This window comes from Serratia sp. CY43202 (assembly GCF_052168755.1).
GTDB lineage: Bacteria > Pseudomonadota > Gammaproteobacteria > Enterobacterales > Enterobacteriaceae > Serratia > Serratia bockelmannii.
In genome coordinates this window covers 900186-920400 of record NZ_JBJNMB010000002.1, presented here as the reverse complement: position 1 = coordinate 920400, position 20215 = coordinate 900186, and the positions used below count along the sequence as shown (strand labels likewise).

Below are 20215 nucleotides of genomic sequence, written 5' to 3'. Positions count from 1 at the left end.
ATGGCCAGAATAAAACTGCCGGCAGTGAGTGAATTAACGGCTGAGCAGCAGCAGCAATATGCCCGTTTTCCCGCCAATCTTACGCTGGGTCTGTTGAAAACCAGCCGTTCGGCGCAGGGATATCTGTCCCTGGGCGCTTCTTTTCCGGCCGGGCGACTGTGTGATAAAGATCGGGAAATGATCATATTAAGGGTTGGCGCGTTAAGCCACAGCGCTTATGAGCGTATGCAACACTATCCGCTGGCGATCCTTGCGGGGTGGTGCGATGACGACATCGAGAAAATAGAGCAGGGTGTGGGCATCGACGCCAGAGGGACGGCCATCTTGCATTTTGTCGATGAATGCGTGAAGCAGGTGAAGGTCTCTGCCGACACATTTAACGCGGTCAGGCGCTATTATGACGAGGTTCAACTGGCTGAACTGGCATTAATGATTGGGCACTACATGATGACGGCGCGCTTTTTGGAAACGCTGGAAATCGATCTGGACCTACAAGCGACATCCTGGGAAAACATGTCAACGGATTGAATACGCGCACGGCGTGAGCGCGATAAAAAAGCCGATAACCTGGGGTTATCGGCTTTTAATGCGCAGTGGCAGAGGGTTACGCGGGCAGCTGCTGGGCGGTTTTCTCGACCAGCGCCAGCAACAGCTTGATGTCTTCCAGCGTCACGATCGGGTTCAGCAGCGTCATCTTCAGGCAGGTCACGCCATCGAACTCGGTCACGCCGACGTTGGCGCGGCCAGATTCCAACAGGGCGTCACCGATACGCTGGTTGAACAGCGCGACGGCCGCATCGCCGTTCGCCGCCAGCTGCGCCGGACGGTAGCGGAACAACACGCTGGCCAGCTGCGGCTGCATCACCAGTTCCAGTGCTTCTTGATCGGCGATGTAGCGCGCCACCTGTTGCGCCAGCGTCACGCCATGATCGATGATCTCGGCGTATTGCTTCTGCCCGAGCGCTTCCAGCCCCATCCACAGCTTCAACGCATCGAAGCGGCGGGTGGTCTGTAGCGACTTGGACACCAGGTTCGGCACGCCTTGCGCTTCGTCGAACTCGGAGTTCAGGTAGGCCGCCTGATAGCGCATCAGCTCGTAGTGGCGCTCGTCTTTCAGCAGGAAGGCGCCGCAGCTGATGGTCTGGAAGAACTGTTTATGGAAGTCCAGGGTGATGGAGTCCACCAGCTCCAGGCCGTCCAGGTAGTCGCGGTACTGCTCGGAAAGCAGCAACGCGCCGCCCCAGGCCGCATCCACGTGCACCCAAATCTGCTGCTCCGCCGCCAGCCGCGCGATGTCGCGCAGCGGGTCAATGGCACCGGCGTCGGTGGTGCCGGCGGTGGCGACAATCGCCATCACCTGCTCGCCGTTGGCCTTGGCCTGCGCCAGTTTTTCCGCCAGATCGTTCACGTCCATGCGGGCGAAGCGATCGGTTTTCACCAGGGTGACGGACTGATAACCGAGGCCCATCAGCGCCATGTTCTTCTGCACCGAGAAGTGGGCGTTTTCAGAACAGAACACCTTCAGCTTGCGCAAATCGCCCACCAGACCGTCCTGCTGCACGGAGTGGCCCTGACGCGCGAAGAACGCGTCGCGCGCCAGCATCAGCCCCATCAGGTTGCTCTGGGTGCCGCCGCTGGTGAACACCCCGGCGTCGCCGGACGGGTAACCGACCTGGGCGCGGAGCCACTCGATCAGTTTCATTTCGATCAGCGTGGCCGACGGGCTTTGGTCCCAGGAGTCCATGCTCTGGTTGGTGGCGTTGATCAGCACTTCGGCAGCCTGGCTAATCACCAGGCTCGGGCAGTGCAGGTGCGCCACGCACTGCGGGTGGTGCACCGACAGGCTGTCTTTCAAAAAGTACTCGATGGCGCGCTCGATCGCCGCCTGGTTGCCCAGGCCTTGCGGGGTAAAGTCTAGCTGGATGCGCTCGCGCAGTTCGGCAACGCTTTTGCCCTGATACATCTCGGGCTGTTGCAGCCACTGCACGACGGCTTCACTGCTCTGTGCGATCGCCTGGCGGTAAGCCTCGGCGCTGTGCGCCGAGGAAGCCAGAATCGGGTTTAACTTGGACATCGCGGTCATTCGCTCCAATCAGACAGGCTTGACGCCGGCGGCCAACAGCGCCTGCTCAAATTTATCCAGGAAAATACCCAGCTCATCATTGGTGATCAGCAGGGAAGGCAACAGGCGCAGCACACAGCCGTTGCGCCCGCCGCGCTCCAGGATCAAGCCGGATTCGAAGCATTTTTTCTGCAGCAGCGCGGACAGCTCGCCATCGGCCGGGTAACAGCCCATGTGATCCTGCGCTTCGTTCGGCTTGACGATCTCGATGCCGATCATCAGGCCCAGACCGCGGACGTGACCGATCACCGGATAACGTTTCTGCAGCTCGGTCAGCTTGCCTTTGAGCCATTCGCCCTGAGCGGCCACTTTATCGGCGACCTTATGCTCTTTCAGGTACTGCAGGGTGGTCAGGCCGGTGGCCATCGCCAGCTGGTTGCCGCGGAAGGTGCCGGTGTGGTGGCCCGGTTCCCAGGCATCGAACTCTTTTTTGATGCCCAGCACCGCGAGCGGCAAGCCGCCGCCGACCGCTTTCGACATCACGATGATGTCCGGCTCGATGCCGGCGTGTTCGAAGGCGAACAGCTTGCCCGTACGGGCGAAACCAGCCTGAACTTCGTCGATGATCAGCAGAATGCCATGCTCCTGCGTCACTTTGCGGATGCGCTGCAGCCACTCGGCCGGCGCCGGGTTAACCCCGCCTTCGCCCTGAACGGCTTCTAGGATCACCGCCGCCGGTTTACGCACGCCGCTTTCCACGTCGTTGATCAGGTTGTCGAAGTAGTAGGTCAGCGCCTTGACGCCGGCTTCGCCGCCGATGCCCAGCGGGCAGCGGTATTCATGCGGATAAGGCATGAACTGCACTTCCGGCATCATGCCGTTGATCGCCGCCTTCGGCGACAGGTTGCCGGTGACTGACAGCGCGCCGTGGGTCATGCCGTGATAGCCGCCGGAGAAGCTGATCACGCCGGAACGGCCGGTGTGCTTTTTCGCCAGCTTCAGCGCGGCTTCCACCGCATCGGCGCCGGACGGGCCGCAGAACTGCAGGCAATACCCTTTGCCTTCGCCAGGCAACAGAGAGAGCAGGTAATCGGAGAAACGATCTTTCAACGGGGTCGTGAGATCGAGAGTATGTAACGGCAAGCCGCTGGTAATGACATTTTGGATGCTTTGCAGGACGTCGGGGTGATTATGTCCAAGAGCCAACGTTCCCGCCCCGGCCAGGCAATCAAGATATTGATTATTCTCAACATCAGTGATCCAAACACCCTGGGCTTTCGCAATTGCCAACGGCAATTTGCGCGGATAACTCCTAACATTCGACTCAAATTCGGCTTGACGCGCCAAATAGGTTTCATTGTTTCCGTTTAATGAGTTTGCAACTAAAGTATCAATACGGACTTTATCCGTCATCATATCTCTCCTACAACCGAAGGTCTCAAGACGCAACGATTGAATTAATGAATTAGAAAAGTAACTGCCTTGTGAAAAGCGCGACCAATATATGGCTTTTTTGCCTGGGACTCAATAGCCGATTTTGTTTTGAATTGTTTAGTTTTTTCTTAGGCTCATCAATATGTTGTTGATTTGTTGACCGTTGATTTTGCCAGCAAAAAACAACATTTCTTTAACATTGCGTAAAAATCCTTTTCTGCTTTCCTTTGGCTACTTCTTTAATGCATTTATTATTAAGGTGAATTTCCGATTAATAACATAAATAGAAAATAGCGGCTTATTTTCATCTATTCACCACCTTAAGTCCTATAGCGGTTATATACACAAAATTTGTGATGAATATAAGCGGTCGAGCGTTAAAAGCGCAGTACCCAGAGTGGTGATTTCTTGCAGATTTTACGTAGCGCGATCAAAAAAGCGGGATTTTTGTGCGGTGCCGGCGAGTCTGCCGGCACCGCGGTTATTAACGTTGTCGTAACCAGGCGTGATAGCGCCGCAGAGTGCGGCGGGTGCGCCACCGGTCGATGAGCAGCGACCACAGCGGGGAGTAACGCACGTTGCGCGTCCGATCGCGGCTCAGGGCGTGCATGCGGCGCTTGATCAGCGCCATACGAGCGAGCAGCGTCAGCGTTTTATCGCGCCATTTTACCGGTGCGGGCAGCGCATGAGGGGCTTCGCCGGTTTGCCAGCGGTGCGGCAGATCGGGAATTTCCGCCATGGCGGTGGCGATGCCGACCACCGCGATGCCGCTGTTCAGCACCCGTTGCGCCACCGACGGGCGGGCGATGCCGCCAGTAGTCATCACCGGCATGCGGGCCACTGCGGCGAGATCGCGGGCGAAGGTTAGAAAATAGGCTTCGCGCGCCAGGGTGCTGTCGTCCGCCGCTTCGCCCTGCATCGCCGGGCTCTCATAACTCCCGCCTGACAACTCCACCAGATCGACCGGCAGTTCGTTGAGCATCAACAATACCTGTCGGGCCTCGTCCGGCGAAAAGCCGCCACGCTGAAAATCGGCGGAGTTCAGTTTGACCGCCACGCAAAAGCCTGGCGAGACACGCTGGCGCACCGCGCGCACCACCTCCAGCAGCAGGCGGGCGCGATTCGCCAGCTCGCCCCCCCAACGATCGCTGCGCTGGTTGGACAACGGCGACAAGAACTGGGAGATGAGGTAGCCGTGCGCCGCATGGATCTGCACGCCGGTAAACCCGGCCTGTTCGGCGGCGTGCGCGCTGGCGGCGAAGCGGGCGATCACCTCGGCAATCTGCGCTTCGCTCATGGCCTGCGGCGGGGCAAACTGCTTGCTGTACTTGCCCATCGCCATTGGGATGGCGGAGGGCGCCCAGGCGTTACCGCCCATGTTGGCCATCACCTGACGGCCCGGGTGGCTGAGCTGCATCCATACCTGTGCGCCTTCTTGGCGCGAGGCCGCCGCCCAGGTTTTGAACGCCTCGAGCGGCGTATCCTGTTCCAGCACTACGCCGCCGGGGCCGGTCATGGCGCGTCCGTCGATCATCACGTTGCCGGTGATGATGAGGCCGGCACCGCCGATACCCCAGTGGCGATACAGGCGCCATAGCGCGGGGCCGGGCAGTTGGCCTTCATCGGCCAGATTTTCTTCCAACGCGGCCTTGGCCAGACGGTTGGGTAAGCGGCTGCCGTTGGGCAGAATCAGTGGGGTAAACATCGGGTACGTTCCTGTCGCAGGGGGAATGGCGCTATACTAGGGTTAAAGTTAACTTTAAGGTCAATAGGGCATGAAAATCGGAGAGTTGGCGGAGCGCGCCGGCATGGCCGCGTCGGCGATACGTTACTACGAACAGCAGGGTCTGCTGCCCAAAGCGGTGCGCGGCGTTAACGGATATCGGGTGTATAGCGAAAGCGCGCTGGAGCGGCTGCACCTGATCCAAATCGGCCAGAATCTGGGGTTTTCGCTGCAGGCGATCCGCGGGGTATTGGCGCTGCAGGGCAGCGCCTATCAGGATGGGTTGATACAGGGCGTCGACAGCCGGCTGGCGGAAATCGAACGGATGATGGCGACGCTGAACGAGCAGCGTGAGACGTTGATGGCGACGCGGCGTATTCTGTTAGAATCCGGCGTGGCGGGATTATGCCGCGCAAAAAATGAAAAACAGGCCGGTGCGTGGCCGGCCTGCAAAGATTAACGGTGTTTAAAGGCGGCGCGCCCGGCATATACCGCCGCGATGCCCAATTGGTCTTCGATGCGCATCAGCTGATTGTATTTTTCGATCCGCTCGCCGCGGCACGGCGCGCCGGTTTTCACATGGCCAGCTCGCATCGCAACCGTCATATCGGCGATAAAGCTGTCGACGGTTTCGCCGCTGCGGTGTGAGATAAAGGCGCCCCAGCCATTTGCCTGGCAAAGCTGCACGGCGGCGAAAGTTTCGCTCAGCGTGCCAATCTGGTTCAGCTTGATCAGCGCCGCATTGGCCAATCTTTCATCAATCCCGCGCTGGATGTATTTCACGTTGGTGACGAACAGATCGTCACCGACCAGTTCCACCTGATCGCCCAGGGCGTCGCTGAGAATGCGCCAGCCCGCCCAGTCGTCCTCGGCCAAACCGTCTTCAATCAGCACGATGGGAAAATCTTGCACCAGCCGCTGGTAATAGGCCGTCATCTGTTCGGCATCCAGTTCAGCGTTTTCGCTGCGCAGGCGGTATTTGCCGTTGGCATAGAATTCACTCGAGGCCGGGTCCATACAAATGGCGATATCGTCTCCCGGTTGATAACCGGCTTTCTCTATCGCCTGCACGATCAGCTCCAGCGGTTGCCGGTTCGAGGCAACCGCCGGCGCAAAACCGCCTTCGTCGCCAACGCCGACCGACAGGCCTTTCTCCAACAGAATTTGGCGCAGCGCCTGATAAACTTCACTGCCCCAGCGCACGGCCTCGCGCAGCGACGGCGCGCCCAGCGGCGCTATCATAAATTCCTGAAAGTCCGCACCTTGCCAGCGGGCATGCACGCCGCCGTTGATGATATTCATGCAGGGCACCGGCAGCAGGTTGGCGCCGAGACCGCCCAGATAACGATACAGCGGCAGCTGCGACAATTGCGCCGCGAGGCGGGCGGCGGCCAGAGAAACGCCGAGCAGGGCGTTGGCCCCCAATCGGCTCTTGTTCTCGCTGCCGTCCAGTGCGATCAACCGGCGGTCAATCTCCCCTTGTTGACGTACATCCACCCCGCACAGCGCTTCATTGATCGCCGTTTTGACGCTTTGCACCGCCTCCAGTACGCCTCTGCCGCCGTAACGGTGCGGATCGCCGTCGCAGTGTTCCACCGCCTCGCGTGAACCGGTGCTGGCGCCGGAGGGAACCGAAGCCCGTGCTACGACGCCCGCCGCAGTCATTTCAACTTCGACGGTGGGGTTGCCGCGCGAATCCAGGATCTCTCTGGCGGTTACGTTTTCAATTTCATAGCTCATGGATGATCACCTCATTCTAGGGAGTGGGCACGTGCTTTATCAGCACGTCGATCGACAAATGGTTAATGAACTCGAAGCCGAAGGAGGCAAAGACGCCGAACGGACGGTTCTGATGGCCGAGCAGCAACAGATCGACGCCTTCACGGGCAATCAGGGCCTCGATGTCTTTGAAACGGTGAATACTGACAATTGCGCGCACCTCCAGGGGGATTGTGCAGTCTTCCACCAGCCGGCTGAGCATGGCTTTGGCAGCGATCACCTCGCTGGACTGGCGATCTTTGGTTTGTGCATCGCTGAGGTAGTCCAGCTCGGCATAGTCGGCGCTGATGTGCGCCACGGTAATGCGCGTATTCATCTGCTGATTGAGGCGTTCGGCATGGCGCAACAGCAGCCGGCCGTCGCGTTCATCCTGCACCAGCAGTAAAGCATGTTGATAGAGCGACATGACTTATCTCCCTGCGTTAGCAATCTGTAGGGTTAACCACGGTAAAACCTCTTTTTTCCGGCTCGTCATGCCGGGCAGCGACACCTGCCGAATGGCGAGCACCCGGTTCGACGAGAAATACAGGGTAGAGCGGTGGCGGGTGATATCGGTAACCAGCAGCGCGGCCATCTCCAGCCCGGCCTCCTGCTTAGCCTGCTCGAGCGCCTGTTGCAGCGCGGGCAACAGCGGATCGATATCGCTCATAGCCCGCACTTCTATCTGCGACAGCAGCAGCGAGACGCTATGGATGCGGTAATTCTTGGCGTCACGGTGCAGCAACTGCGGGGCGGATTGCCCCGAAAGATCGGTTTTGGCGGCAAGCAATCCGGCGGTGAAGGCGTCATAGTCAACGTGAGAGATTGCGCATAACCGCGCGACCGCCACCCGATCCTGTTCGGTGGTGGTCGGTGCGCTCAGCGCAACGGTATCGCTCAAAATCGCGCCCAGCAGCAGCGTGGCCTGGGCGGAAGAAAGCGGCATCGGCGTATCTGACGTCAGTATGGACAGGATCACGGTGGCGCAACAGCCAACGGCGCGGATCCAGACATCGGGCGGGTTGCGAGTGATCAAGGTGCCCAGCCGGTGATGATCGATAACGCCGACCACATCGCTGTCGGGCAATGAGGCCGGGCCTTGTTCGATATCGGTAAAGTCGACCAGCCAGACTTTGCGGTCACGGAGCTCGTCTGTCAGCAGCGCAGGCGCTTGCACGCCGGCGGCAGCCAGTATGTAACGGGTTTCCGGCGTCAGTTCGCCAAGGCGAAAAGCCACGGCCGGCTTGCCGAGGTGATTGAGCCAGTCCGCGACCACCAGCGCGCTGCAGATGCTGTCGCTGTCGGGATTTTTATGGCCGAAAACGGACAGGGGTATTTCCTGCTCGACGGCGTCGGGCTGAGGCGGAAAAGGGGTAAGACGTGAGATTTCATTCATAGCGACTCCTGACATACCTGCCTAAAAAATAAAGCGAAGTTGTATATCAGGCGTCATCATCCGGTTCGAGTGAACGCGGCGGTTGGGAAAGGTGGAACACCATCACCTTGTGAACGACTGTAGCGCAGCGCGGGGGTAAACGCAACGCCCGGCAAAGCTGGCGAGAATACGCAATCGGATTGATACTGAGTGAGTCTATGATGGACAAGGATATTTGCCGCTAACCGACGGAAACGCTGAACGGACTCACGCCGGCTTTGCCGGGGGCCGTGGGTGACACAATGGGAGACAACATGCTCGAACCCTGCTTCCCCGAAAACGAAGCCGAACGCCTGTCGGTATTGAATTCCCTGAACGTGCTGGATTCGAACTCGGTGGAAAAACTGGATCGCATCACGCGGTTGGCGGCGAAATACTTCGGCGTAACCATTGCGCTGGTGTCGCTAATCGACCGGGATCGCCAGTGGTTCTTATCGCGCTACGGTCTGGATGCCCGAGAAACGCCGCGCAATATCTCGTTTTGCGGCCATGCCATCTTGCAACGCGAAGCGCTGGTGGTACCCGATACCGCCAAAGACCCGCGCTTTTTCGATAATCCGCTGGTGATCGGCGGGCCGAGGATCGGTTTTTACGTCGGGCAACCGCTGCTGTCGCTCGGCACCCTGTGCATTATCGACAGCCAGCCGCAGCCGTTTTCCCCGGAGCAGGTGGCCGATCTGCACGACTTCGCCGCCGTGGTGGAAGAGTACCTCCAGAGCATTGAACGCCACGTCTATACCGAAAACCTGAAGTCCAACCTGCAACGCTCGGAAGCCTTGTTCGAACAGACCTTCGCCCAGGCGGCGGTAGGGATGGCGCTGGTGTCGCTGCAGGGGTATTGGCTGCGGGTCAATCCGCGCATCTGCGAAATGTTGCACTATTCCGAGCGCGAGCTGATGGATCGCACCTTTCAGGACATTACCTATCCGCTCGATCTCAACACCGATCTGGAAAAACTGCAGCAACTGCTGAGAAACGAGATCAGTACTTACTCGCTGGAAAAACGCTATTTCCGTGCCGATGGCTCGATCGTCTGGGTGCAGCTGACGGTGGCGTTAAACCGGCTGCCTAACGGCAAACCGGATCATTTCATCTCGGTTATCGTCGATATCAGCGAGCGCAAGGCGGCGGAGGCCGATCTGTTCGCTCTGCAACACGAGCTGGAACAACGCGTCGAAATCCGCACGCGGGAGCTGAACGTGGTCGTCAAGAAACTCAACGAAGAGATTGAAACCCGGGTACTCGCCGAATATCAGCTCAGCACGGAGAAGGAACGCCTGCGGGCCATTACTGACAACATGCCGGCGTTGATCAGCCAAATCGACGGTAATGAACGCTACCTGTTCGCTAACAGCGCCTATAAAACCTGGTTTGGCCTGGAAGAAAGCCGCCTTAGAGGAATGACGGTGCGCGATTTTATGGGGGAGAACGTTTATCAGATAGCGAAACCGATGATAGACAGGGCCCTGGCGGGGGAAATGGTGAGCTTCGAAAATGAGCTCCAGACCCAGAAGGGGTTGCTGATGATCCACACTACGCTGGTGCCGTGCGAGGCTCAGGGGTTTTACATTCTGTCCATGGACATTACCGAGTTGAAGCGCCTGCAGCAACGGCTGGAGTACGATGCTACGCACGACATGCTGACCGGATTGACCAACCGCCGCGCTTTTCTGCGTCGGTTGTCCAGCACGGTGCAGGCCTGTTGCGAACAGCGGCAAATGGCGCTGGTGTTCATCGATCTCGATGGTTTCAAAGCCCTCAATGACAGCTATGGCCATGACTTCGGCGATCTGATCCTCAAGACGTTCGCCAGGTTGCTCAGCGCCTGCGCCGGCGAGCGCCATAGCGTTTCGCGCCTGGCCGGTGACGAATTCACGGTCATCCTGTGGCCGTTGGCGGAACCGCAGCGCGAGGTCAGCGAATTTTGCGAAAACGTGTTGGCGCGGCTGGCTGATATTTCGCAGATCGGGCAGCAGACGGTGAGCCTGTCCGCCAGCCTGGGGGCGGCGATTTCCTCACACACTGACGTGACGGAGGAGATGCTGTTGACCCGCGCCGACGGCGCGATGTATCAGGCGAAATCGGCCGGTAAGGGCACTTATGCCATCTGCGAGTTATGAGCGTGAAACGGTGACCGTCTCAGGGTAAGCTGTTTTCTTCTTTCCTATGGGCAGAACTCCGGACTGAGTGCATGGCGTCTAATCATCAACACAAAGACTGGCTGGAACTGCGGCGCGATGACGAAACCGGCATCGAAAGCGTCAATGCCCACTTTCAGGGGCATGCCTACGATCCCCACGATCATGACGAAATGCTGGTGGGCGTAACGCAGCAAGGTTTACAACGTTTCAACTGCCATCGCTCATTGCATACCAGCCGGCCGGGACGCGCCATGCTGATCGAACCGGGTGCGGTGCATGATGGCCATGCGCCGCAGGCCGAAGGGTTTACCTATGCCATGCTTTATCTGCCGCAGCATTGGGTTTCCGATGCGATGAACCGCCGCGGATTAGGGGACGTTTCTGTGCTGGAAGGCGCCTTCCACAGCACGTTGACCGACGATCCGATGCTGGCGACCACGATACAACAGGCTTTTTTTGCGTTGCATCAGGGGGAAGGCCGGCTGGCGCGCGATCAAAGCCTGGATCAACTGCTGACGCTTTTGGCGCGGCATATTCGCGTCAGGCCAACGTCCCAAAGCGATGATGCTTTGATTGTGATGAATCGCTTACGAGACTACCTGCACGAGCACATGGCGGGTAACCCCAGCCTGGATGAACTTGCGCTTCAGTGCGGCCTGGACCGCTTCCGCCTGACTCGCCAGTTCACCCGGGCCTTCGGCCAGTCGCCGCATGCTTACCTGGTCCGGCTGAGGCTGCGGGCTGCACGCTTGTTGTTGGCGCAGGGGGAAGAACCGGCGCAGGTCGCGATGCAGGTGGGCTTTGCCGATCAGAGCCACTTGGGCCGCTGGTTCCAGCGCGCCTACCGTTTATCGCCGGCGGCCTATCAACGTCAGTGCACAAACGTTCTATACCGCTGATTCGCCCATCGCCGATGATGCGCTTTTATTTTAAGAGCACAACGGAGTAGAGCGAAACATGTTTGATACCAAGATAGCGTTTATCGTACGCGACGATCTGCAGACCTGGCAGCGGCTGAATGTGGTGGCCTTTCTGGCGACGGGCATCGCCGCCGCCGCCCCGGAAATCATCGGCGAGTGTTATGTGGATGCGCAAGGCAGACGCTACGGCGGCATTTCCGGGCAGCCGATGCTGATTTTTGCCGCGGATCTGCCGGGCCTGCAAAATGTGCATCGCAAAGGGCTGGAGCGGGAATTGACGTTGGTTCCCTATGTGTACGCCATGTTTGCGACCGGGCACGATGCAGCCAACCGGCAGGTTTTTCTCGCTGAAGACGCGGACAATCTGGATTTGGTCGGCCTGGCGCTGCGCGGGCCGAAGAAAGCGGTGGATAAGGCGATAAAAGGCCTGACGCTCCACGCCTGAGAATGTCTTTGCCTGGTTTACCGAGTGGACGCGCGAAACGCTCGCGCATGTCCAGGAGGGTGACGCGTTTCCGATACGGCGCTTACGCCTGGAACGTTTGCAGCCAGGCGGCGAATTGGCTCACGACCTCATCGTCCCGATCGCGCAGCAGCAGGGAATAAACGCCGGTTCGGATAGTCAACGCTGGGAAAGGCGACACCAGCCGGCCAGACGACAGATGTTTGGCGCAGAACAGGTAAGGCACGACGGCCAGCCCCAGGCCGTCTTCGGCCGCCTGAATGGCGGCGAAGGTATGGTCGAGCGTCAGCGGCGGCGGCGAGGCGTCCAGCGCCGTCGGATAGGTATTCAACCAGCTGTGCCATAAATCCTCACGGGCGCGGATGCGAATGGCGGTATGCCCGGCCAGATTGTCTGGCGCGCTGATCGGCATGGTGCGCAAATAGCTCTGGCTGCAGACCAACAGGCTGTCTTCCTGCAAAAAAGGGATCGCTTTCAGCCCGGAGAAGTGCGCGGGATCGCGCCGGATCGCCAGGTCAAACGGCATATTGCGATCGACGGCCCCAGTGGCGGTGGTGATATCAATCGCGACCTCCGGATGAATCTCGTTGAACGCTGCCAATTTCGGCATCAGCCAGTGCATGGTGAACGTCGGCAGGCTGTGTACCACCAGCCGCTGCCGGCCGGCGCTCGCTTTCAGTGCGCTTTCCGCCGAAAACAATTCGCTTATCACTCGGGACGCAGTGCGGGAAAAATTCTCGCCGGCCTGCGTCAGCCGCACGGACTTGTGTCCGCGATAAAACAGTTTGAGCTCCAGCTGTTCTTCCAGGCTGCGGATGTGGCGACTGACCGCGCCGGTGGTGAGAAACAGCTCATCCGCAGCGGCGCTGAAGCTGCCGAGACGGGCGGCGGCTTCGAAAGCGGACAGGTGCGGCAGGGAGTGAATTTTTTTCATAGGTTGAGTCTAGCTCAACCAAGTGAGGGAGGAAAGATCGTTTGTCAGCCGTTGATTTTGCTCACTATGATGAGGCATCTCCTTCTGATTACTGAGTTTATGATGCGGATCTTTTGGCTATCGGTCATGCGTGTTAATGGCGTTATCCTCACCCTGCGGTTGACAGGGAGGCGCCCCTGAGATGCGAGCTTTCTTTTTGCTTTGCGTGAGCCGGGCCGGCCTCTGCCTGGGCACCATGATGTTCGCCGGCGCGCTGCCGACCATCAGAAGCGAGTGGCAGCTCGGCGCCGCCTCCGCCGGTACAGTGCAGACGGTGTTCAGCCTGACCAACGCCCTGGCGTTGCTGGTGGCTTCCTGGTGGTGTGATTCGCTGGGCGCGCGTCGGGTGTATCTGCTGTTTTCCTGGCTGGGTGCCGGTGCGCTGATGCTGTTCGCCGTGTTTGCCCATTCGTATATCGGCGCACTGGTGTTGATGGCCTTCGTCGGCCTGACGCAGGGCGGCGCCTATACGCCGGCGCTGCTGTTAGCGATGGGGATGAACGGCCCGGCCCGACGCGGTTACGCCATCGGTATGATCCTGGCGGCCAGTTCGTTGGGGTATTTTCTGTCGGTTTTCATCGCCGGTTGGAGCGCCATGCGCTGGGGCGCCGGCGTGGCGTTTGCCCTGTGCGCCGCCGGTGCGCTACTGGGGGCGCTGGCGGGTTCGTTGGCCCTGGTCGGTTATCAGGAACCGCAACCGCGCACGCTGGGGAGGAAGACGAAACGAGAAAGCTATGCTATCACCTATGCGACCCTGCTGTTACTGATCGGGTATATCGCTCACAGCTGGGAACTGCTCGGTAACTGGGCCTGGGCACCCAGCCTGGTCAGCGAGGCGTTGAGCGGTTTCTCTCTGGATCCGCTCAGCGCCGGATTGATCGCCGCGGCGGTGATCCACCTGGCCGGCATGATCGCCACGCTGATTGTCGGCACCGTTTCCGACTATTTCAATCGTGCCTCGGTGCTGACGTTTGTGGGCGCCGCCGGTGCGTTGGGATCGCTGCTGATGGGGTGGTCGGCGAACTGGGGGCCGGGCTGGACGCTGCTGTTCGTCAGCATCGGCAGTTTCTTTATTCTTGGCGACTCCGGCGTGCTGTCGGCGGCGATGGCGGACAACGTGCCGCCGCAACAGCTCGGCAGCGTGATGGGCTGGCGATCGTTGCTGGGGTTCGGCATCGGTTCGTTCGCCCCGTTATCCTTTGGCATCGTGATGGATACCACCCAGAGCTGGGGCACGTCTTATGCCGTGTTGGCCTGCGGCGGCGGGGTAGCCTGCCTGGCGGCAGGATTGCTTTGGCGACAACACTTGAAATGAGGTTCGGACATCATTAAATGAATGGAACATCATCACGCATGGTTATCGTGGGCGCCGGGATTGTCGGCGCATCGATCGCCTATCATCTCGCGCGCCAAGGGCAGCACGTTATCGTGGTTGAGCAGGCGCATCCCGCGGCGGGAGCCACAGGCCGCTCGTTCGGCTGGATCAGCGAAGGCGTGCCTGAGGGCGCGCCCGACGCGTTTCTGCGGCGCGAGATCGTGGCTGACTGGATACGCTTGGCGCAGGAGATCCCGGATCTCTGGGTGAATTGGTCCGGCGCGCTCAGCTATGGTCAGGCGCCGGCGACGCAAAACCCCGATAATCGGCTTTTGCCCTCCGCCGAGGTGACCGCGCTGGAACCGGGGCTCAGGCAGCCCGATAGTCAAGCCTATTTTGCGGCGCGTGACGGCGCCGTCGATCCGCAAGAAGTGACGCAGCGGTTGCTCGAATGCGTTCGCGCGTGGGGCGGGGAGTTGTTCCTGGGGCGAACCGTCAGCGGATTTTTGCGTGAAGACGGGCAGATCGTTGGCATCGTTACCGAGGAAGGCGCGATTGCCGCCGATCGGGTGGTGCTCGCCTGCGGCACGGGGATCTCGGCGCTGCTGGACGGCAGCGGATTCTCACTGCCGATCGAGGCGTCGCCGGCCATTTTGTTACGCTATCACGCGGCGGCGCAGGTGGTGAACACGCTGATTGCGGGCGACGACATCGAAGTGCGTCATGCGCAAAATGGCGATCTGCTGGCGGCGGAAGATTATCCTGCGCACGGCGATGAAAATCGCGTGGAGGGCGAAGCGCAATCGGCGATTGAAGGGCGCCTGCCAGGCACGGCGCCCTTGCAACTGCAGGCGTGTTCGGTGGGGATGCGCCCCCGGCCGCGCGACGGTTATCCCATCGTTGGGCCGCTGGGCGCCACCTGTCTCTATGTGGCGGTGATGCATCCGGCCGTGATGTGCGCACCGACGCTTGGCCGGCTGATCGGAGACGAGCTGCTGCATGGCGTCAATTCCGCCATTCCGCACGCTTATCGCCCGGCGCGATTTATTAATGATGGGGTGTGAAGGGGGAGACCATCGCGATCTCCGGCAGACGGCGCCTTGGTCTCGCCGTTCAGGTTTTCCGACTACGGATCAGCACCGTAATACGCTCAACCCTGCAGCGGTTTTTTGCGCCGTCGGCGAGGCTCTTATATATTTAGTAGCATGCCTGAGGCAGGTTAGGCATGAAACGGCGGTCGATCTGGCCGCTGCAAGTACGACAGTTAATCCGTTCGCCAAGAGGCTGCGAGCCGGTGCTTTCGGTAGGGACAGCCGCCAATCGTTTTTACGGCGACCGAAGGCGGAGCAGCTACTCACAGGTCACGAGGACACTTACCATGCATAAGAGAACACTGGCGTCACTGCATTACGAAAACATGCCTTACGATGGGGTACACTTTCACATTTTGAAACGGGAGACGCCTGGCCATACGGCGTTGCTGAAGCTGGATGCGGGCAGCCAACAACCGGCGCGTTTTCATCCGGGCTGGGTGAAACTGATGGTGCTGAGCGGTGAACTGAAGGTTGACGATCAGACGTTGCAACCCCATGAGATGTTAATCATTCCTGCCAAGACCGCCTATACGGTACAGGCCATCACGGAAGTGATTTGTCTGGCGATTTCCGAGCTGGACGGCGCCGAGTTGGCCCGTTGACGAGATAACCATTCTGGATGGAGGAGAGCCTAGGCGCTCTCCCTATCCCTTTAGCATTAAGCCGCCCCCCAGGCTGAGCTACCTGCTGATTGATGCGCATACCTCCTGATTTAAGCCACCGCGCTTTCCCTTTCCATCACTTTCGGCCGCGTCGCCCCCGCAACGAGCCGCCATTGCGCAGCGCATGCGCAACGTCATCGCCTTCGTTTTAAGCAGAACGATGAAATTTTGGTGTAAATAGTGAGTTTCTTCGCATAAGGCCCCTGGTGTGGCTTGCGAGAACGTCACTATATGGAGGATCATGCGGCCTCTCTATCAAATAAAAGACATTCGCGTTATCAAAAGGGACAAACGACCATGGGATTCGACGTCGACAACGCCGAAACGAAACGCATCGACCTCAGCAGCCACGAAAACTCTGCGTTCGAGGTGACGGGGCTGGTGAAACACTACCCGGCGGGCTTTGTCATTCCTTACCACTCGCATAAACGCTGCCATTTGCTCTATTCGCAACAGGGTGTTATGGCGGTCGAGGCGAGCTGCGGACGCTGGATCGTACCGCCTACCACCGCAGTCTGGCTGCGGCCGGGGGTAGAACATCAGCTGGTCATGCAGAGCAACATTTGCGTTTACGGGATTTTTGTTGATGAATTCACCGCCGCGCGGTTGCCGTTGCGCGACGGCGTCTTGCAGGTGTCGCCGCTGCTGCGCGAGCTGATCGCCCAGTTGGCGACGCTGGCGCCCGAGGGCGAGGAGACCAAACGCCACGCGTTGCTCAGAGCATTGTTCCTCGAGGAACTGAGCCTGCAGCCGCAGCTGGCGCTGCATCTCCCTTGGCCGATGGAAGCGAGAATGGCTGACATTTGCCGGCAGTTGGTCATCACGCCGGCCGACGATCGCGGCATTGAGATCTGGGCGGATTCATTGTCGATCAGCGCGAAAACCTTCCAGCGTCACTTCACTCAACAAACCGGCATCACCTTTGGTCAGTGGAAACAGCGTCTACGGCTGTTGTCGTCCATCCCGCTGCTGCTGGCGGGCAACTCGATCATCCACGCCGCCTTCGAAAGCGGTTATGAGAGCCACAGCGCCTATTCGGTGGCGTTCAAAAAACTGTTTGGCGTTTCGCCTTCGCGCTTTACGCTATAGCCTTATGGCATAGCGCGCTTCTCCTATAGATTGAAGCAACCTAATGACGTATAAAGCAAAGCAGTCAACCTCCGAGGCCGCCTCCCGTGATAAAAATTGTCGTGTATCTGATTATCGCCGTGACGATCGCCATTATTGCGGCAAGAGTCATCTTTCGTTTGCCGGATATTTCGCAGCGTCTGCCGCAGGCGGCATTGCCGGCGGATCCTACCGCGCTATTGCCGGCGCGGGCCGCCGAACAGATGGCGGCACATTCCGGCCTGAGCGGCGTGGTGCCGCTGGTCAGCGGCCACGATGCGTTCGCCAGCCGCCTGGCGCTGGCGCGGATGGCGGAAAGGTCTATCGACGCTCAGTACTACATCTGGCATAACGACACCTCCGGGCAGATCCTGCTGAAAACCCTGTATGACGCGGCCCAACGTGGGGTGCGCGTGCGGCTGCTGCTGGACGATAACGGCGTCGCCATGGATGAGACGCTGGCGGCGCTGAACGCCCAGGAAAACGTCGAGATCCGTCTGTTCAATCCGTCCACCGTACGTACGCCGAAGCTGGCCGGTTACGCCTTCGACTTTATGCGCATGAACCGGCGCATGCATAACAAGTCCTACATCGTCGACGGCGCCGTGGCGATCATCGGCGGCCGCAACATCGGCGACGAGTATTTTCAGGTCGGTGACGAAAACTATTTCCTCGATCTCGACGTGTTGAGCGTCGGCAACGTGGTGGCGGAGACCGCCGAGGTCTTCGATCGCTACTGGAACAGCGCCTCGGTGTTCGGCGTTGAGCAGATTATTCGGGGAAAAGGCGATCTTTCCGCCTTCCTGACGCAGGCCGCCGCCACCGAAACCAGCGAGCGCGCCCGTAAACTGGCGGTGCAGCTGGAAACCAGCGCGGTGCGCTTTCGCGATGGCGCCGTACAGCCGGAATTCACCCAGGTAGAGCTGGTGGCCGACGATCCGGCGAAAGGGTTGGGCAAGGCTTCGCGCGATCGTTTGATGGTGACGCAACTGGGTAAGATCATCGGCGGCGTCAGCCAGCAATTGGATCTGGTCTCCGCCTATTTCGTGCCGGGGCGAGAAGGGGCGACTTTCTTTGAATCGCTTGCCAAACAGGGGAAATCCATTCGCGTGCTGACCAACGCGATGAACACCACCGACGTGCTGGTGGTGCATGCGGGCTACGCCAAATACCGACGTGAGCTGCTGCAGGCGGGCGTCGAACTGTTCGAGCTGAAGCTGCGCGCCGGTCAACCGACCGGGCGCAAGGAGCTCAAGCCGCTGGGGCTGTCCGGCGCGGCGCTGCATGCCAAAACCTTCGCCATCGACGATAAGCGGGTGTTTATCGGCTCGTTCAATTTCGATCCGCGCTCGGCGCACCTGAACTGCGAAATGGGATTCTTGATCGACAGCCCGGCGCTGGCGGCCGACACCCGCCAACTGTTTGATGGCCCGCTTGAGTACGCCGCCTATCGGCCGGTATTGACGCCCGAAGGCAAAATGGTGTGGAAAGAAGCCTTCGAAGACGGCCATACCGAGGTACACCAGCAAGAACCCGGCGCCGGCTGGGTAAAACGCATCGTTCTTACCGTGGCCGGCTGGTTGCCTATCGAGTGGATGCTGTAACGCCGGCGAATGCCGCCGCCACTCGATAACCCAAACGTGGCGAAAGTGATCGCCACACTCCGAGAGATTTACACGCCGAAGTGACAGGACGGACCCCGCCACGTTAACTCCGGCGATATGCGGTGGCTAAGCCTGACTAGCGCCCCTCCCGAGTTGCGGCTAACAAGGCTTGTAACGAGGGCGCTTCGATCAGATTCTCGATACAGGCCATCAGCCGTCGCGCGTTATTCCTCAATCCATGATTCGGCGACTGCTCACAACAGCGAAGAAATTTATCCCGAATATCCTGCATATCCGCCGGGTTCTCCGGCCAGCCGCGGCCGAATTCGGCTTCGAGCCGCAGCGTATCACCTTGTTCCGGCGTGATATGAAGTTCGAAGCGGTCAAACCGTTCAAAGGCGTGTTGTTCATGAACCTCGATACGCTGCGCTAGCGCAACGACCGTAGGTTCTGTCGCGAAGGCCGCACTGAATTCGAGAGCGCTGGCTTGGCCGCGCAGCAGCGCGTTAGCGATGATGTAACGCGCGCTGAATTGCGCATCGATTTCGGCCGTTTTCTGCGGCTCGTATGGCGCACCGCACACCATGCGCATGGTCGGTGATGCATGCAGCGTGATCTTCGCTCGTTCGGGATCGGGCAATTGCCGGTGTGGCCCGTCGTTCAAGAGCGTTTCTGTCAACGCCAGCAGAATGCTGCAATGTGGGTATAGCTTGAAGCAGGTCGCTTCTTCCCCCAGAAAGGCAATGCCCAATTGGTGGGTCAGCATCCCCAGATCGGGTTCGCCCGGCGCATAGAGATTGAAAAAACCGTTCTCGCCGCTCAGGACGCGTTTGGGGCCGCTTATCCCCGCCTGAGCCATCAAAACGGCTTCCAGCGCATGGCGCGCCACCAATCCCTGGCTGATGCGCACCGCCAGCGTCTTGTCCTGATAGTGTTGGAAGGTGCCGATGCCGAAATCGAACGCCAGACCTATGGCGTCGGCGAAAGCTTGTTGATCCAGGCGCAGCAAGCGGGCGGCGATCGCTGCGCCTGAAAACAGGCCAAGGATATTTGAGTCGAATCCGCGGTAGAAAAAGCCGTTCGCCTGCGCAGCAAGGTTGATGCGTTGTGCGAAGTCCTGGCCGACGGCCAATGCCGCCAACATATCCAATCCGGAAGCGCCCGACAGTTCCGCCGCAGCCAGCGCGACTGGAATATCCGAAGAGCTGGGATGCCAGCCGGGGGAGAGAACGTCGCAATAGTCGAGCGCGCGGGCTCGCACGGCGTTGACGAACGCCGCCTGCGGCGCGGCGAGGCGTTCTTCACTGCCGATAATGCTGGCCTCGGCGTTGCCGCTCCAGCGTCTGGCCAGCGAGAGCGCCGCGTCGACGCCGCTTTGGTCATAACCTGCGGCGAGACAGCCAAGATTATCCATCAGTCGTTTGCATTGGAATGCCAGGACAGCGGGGGGAACCATGCACGCATCTATCTGTGAGGCGAAAGCGATCAATTCCTCGATCGGGTCGACCGATAATTTTGTCATGT

Annotated in this window: 18 protein-coding genes and 1 riboswitch; of the genes, 10 read left to right on the top strand and 8 right to left on the bottom strand. The window is 59.5% G+C overall.

Going from position 1 to position 20215, the window contains the following annotated elements:
- Nucleotides 1–528 (top strand): carboxymuconolactone decarboxylase family protein, encoded by a 528-nt coding sequence (locus ACJ8J5_RS06075; protein WP_147823791.1) that lies wholly within the window; start codon nucleotides 1–3, stop codon nucleotides 526–528.
- A gap of 76 nt (nucleotides 529–604) precedes the next feature.
- Here the strand turns inward: ACJ8J5_RS06075 and ACJ8J5_RS06070 are convergent, their stop codons facing one another.
- The 3 genes from ACJ8J5_RS06070 to ACJ8J5_RS06060 all read right to left on the bottom strand — a co-directional run bounded on the left by ACJ8J5_RS06070 (nucleotide 605) and on the right by ACJ8J5_RS06060 (nucleotide 5201).
- On the bottom strand, nucleotides 605–2074 hold the full coding sequence (locus ACJ8J5_RS06070; protein ID WP_043137457.1) for a pyridoxal phosphate-dependent decarboxylase family protein: 1470 nt from the start codon (nucleotides 2072–2074) through the stop codon (nucleotides 605–607).
- Nucleotides 2075–2092: 18 nt separating this feature from the next.
- Nucleotides 2093–3475, bottom strand: a complete 1383-nt coding sequence (locus ACJ8J5_RS06065; RefSeq protein WP_071826114.1) for a diaminobutyrate--2-oxoglutarate transaminase — start codon at nucleotides 3473–3475, stop codon at nucleotides 2093–2095.
- Between the two features lie 505 nt (nucleotides 3476–3980).
- Nucleotides 3981–5201 (bottom strand): NADH:flavin oxidoreductase/NADH oxidase family protein, encoded by a 1221-nt coding sequence (locus ACJ8J5_RS06060; protein WP_025302830.1) that lies wholly within the window; start codon nucleotides 5199–5201, stop codon nucleotides 3981–3983.
- Between the two features lie 70 nt (nucleotides 5202–5271).
- Between ACJ8J5_RS06060 and ACJ8J5_RS06055 the strand changes: the two genes are divergently transcribed.
- Entirely contained in the window at nucleotides 5272–5679 is a 408-nt protein-coding gene (locus ACJ8J5_RS06055) for a MerR family transcriptional regulator (protein ID WP_025302831.1), read from the top strand.
- Here the strand turns inward: ACJ8J5_RS06055 and eno are convergent.
- The 3 genes from eno to ACJ8J5_RS06040 are packed head-to-tail and all read right to left on the bottom strand — an operon-like array spanning nucleotide 5676 to nucleotide 8373.
- On the bottom strand, nucleotides 5676–6959 hold the full coding sequence (gene eno / locus ACJ8J5_RS06050) for a phosphopyruvate hydratase (protein ID WP_414104499.1): 1284 nt from the start codon (nucleotides 6957–6959) through the stop codon (nucleotides 5676–5678). The two genes, ACJ8J5_RS06055 and eno, sit on opposite strands and share 4 nt — an antisense overlap.
- Nucleotides 6960–6975: 16 nt before the next feature.
- Nucleotides 6976–7404 carry a universal stress protein gene (locus tag ACJ8J5_RS06045; protein WP_025302833.1) on the bottom strand — a complete coding sequence of 143 codons (429 nt, stop codon included), beginning with the start codon at nucleotides 7402–7404 and terminating at the stop codon, nucleotides 6976–6978.
- Nucleotides 7405–7407: 3 nt separating this feature from the next.
- Entirely contained in the window at nucleotides 7408–8373 is a 966-nt protein-coding gene (locus tag ACJ8J5_RS06040; RefSeq protein WP_414104498.1) for a DHH family phosphoesterase, read from the bottom strand.
- A gap of 40 nt (nucleotides 8374–8413) precedes the next feature.
- Nucleotides 8414–8489, bottom strand: a riboswitch (Fluoride riboswitch).
- Nucleotides 8490–8666: 177 nt separating this feature from the next.
- Here ACJ8J5_RS06040 and ACJ8J5_RS06035 point away from each other — a divergent pair.
- The 3 genes from ACJ8J5_RS06035 to ACJ8J5_RS06025 all read left to right on the top strand — a co-directional run bounded on the left by ACJ8J5_RS06035 (nucleotide 8667) and on the right by ACJ8J5_RS06025 (nucleotide 11918).
- The gene (locus ACJ8J5_RS06035) at nucleotides 8667–10532 is read left to right on the top strand and encodes a diguanylate cyclase domain-containing protein (protein ID WP_414104497.1); all 1866 of its coding nucleotides are present in this window, start codon (nucleotides 8667–8669) and stop codon (nucleotides 10530–10532) included.
- Between the two features lie 71 nt (nucleotides 10533–10603).
- Nucleotides 10604–11452, top strand: coding sequence for an AraC family transcriptional regulator (locus ACJ8J5_RS06030; RefSeq protein ID WP_414104496.1), 849 nt, complete (start codon nucleotides 10604–10606; stop codon nucleotides 11450–11452).
- A 58-nt stretch (nucleotides 11453–11510) separates the two neighbouring features.
- On the top strand, nucleotides 11511–11918 hold the full coding sequence (locus ACJ8J5_RS06025; protein WP_060433060.1) for a DUF2000 family protein: 408 nt from the start codon (nucleotides 11511–11513) through the stop codon (nucleotides 11916–11918).
- A gap of 82 nt (nucleotides 11919–12000) precedes the next feature.
- Here ACJ8J5_RS06025 and ACJ8J5_RS06020 read toward each other — a convergent pair whose 3' ends face one another.
- Nucleotides 12001–12870, bottom strand: coding sequence for a LysR substrate-binding domain-containing protein (locus ACJ8J5_RS06020; protein WP_060433061.1), 870 nt, complete (start codon nucleotides 12868–12870; stop codon nucleotides 12001–12003).
- Nucleotides 12871–13051: 181 nt separating this feature from the next.
- On the opposite strand from ACJ8J5_RS06020, the gene ACJ8J5_RS06015 reads away from it, so the two are divergent.
- From ACJ8J5_RS06015 to ACJ8J5_RS05995, 5 genes are all read left to right on the top strand, one after another.
- Nucleotides 13052–14224 (top strand): MFS transporter, encoded by a 1173-nt coding sequence (locus ACJ8J5_RS06015; protein WP_230201384.1) that lies wholly within the window; start codon nucleotides 13052–13054, stop codon nucleotides 14222–14224.
- A gap of 17 nt (nucleotides 14225–14241) precedes the next feature.
- A complete protein-coding gene (locus tag ACJ8J5_RS06010) occupies nucleotides 14242–15288 on the top strand; it encodes an FAD-dependent oxidoreductase (protein ID WP_060433062.1) in 1047 nt (348 codons plus the stop codon).
- Between the two features lie 314 nt (nucleotides 15289–15602).
- Nucleotides 15603–15920: a cupin domain-containing protein gene (locus ACJ8J5_RS06005; RefSeq protein WP_025302841.1), complete on the top strand. Its 318-nt coding sequence runs from the start codon at nucleotides 15603–15605 to the stop codon at nucleotides 15918–15920.
- A gap of 357 nt (nucleotides 15921–16277) precedes the next feature.
- On the top strand, nucleotides 16278–17069 hold the full coding sequence (locus ACJ8J5_RS06000; RefSeq protein ID WP_025302842.1) for an AraC family transcriptional regulator: 792 nt from the start codon (nucleotides 16278–16280) through the stop codon (nucleotides 17067–17069).
- Nucleotides 17070–17155: 86 nt separating this feature from the next.
- On the top strand, nucleotides 17156–18691 hold the full coding sequence (locus tag ACJ8J5_RS05995) for a phospholipase D family protein (RefSeq protein WP_060433063.1): 1536 nt from the start codon (nucleotides 17156–17158) through the stop codon (nucleotides 18689–18691).
- A gap of 136 nt (nucleotides 18692–18827) precedes the next feature.
- On the opposite strand, the gene ACJ8J5_RS05990 is transcribed toward ACJ8J5_RS05995, so the two are convergent.
- A complete protein-coding gene (locus ACJ8J5_RS05990; protein ID WP_060433064.1) occupies nucleotides 18828–20213 on the bottom strand; it encodes an MmgE/PrpD family protein in 1386 nt (461 codons plus the stop codon).
- Nucleotides 20214–20215 lie beyond the last annotated feature (2 nt).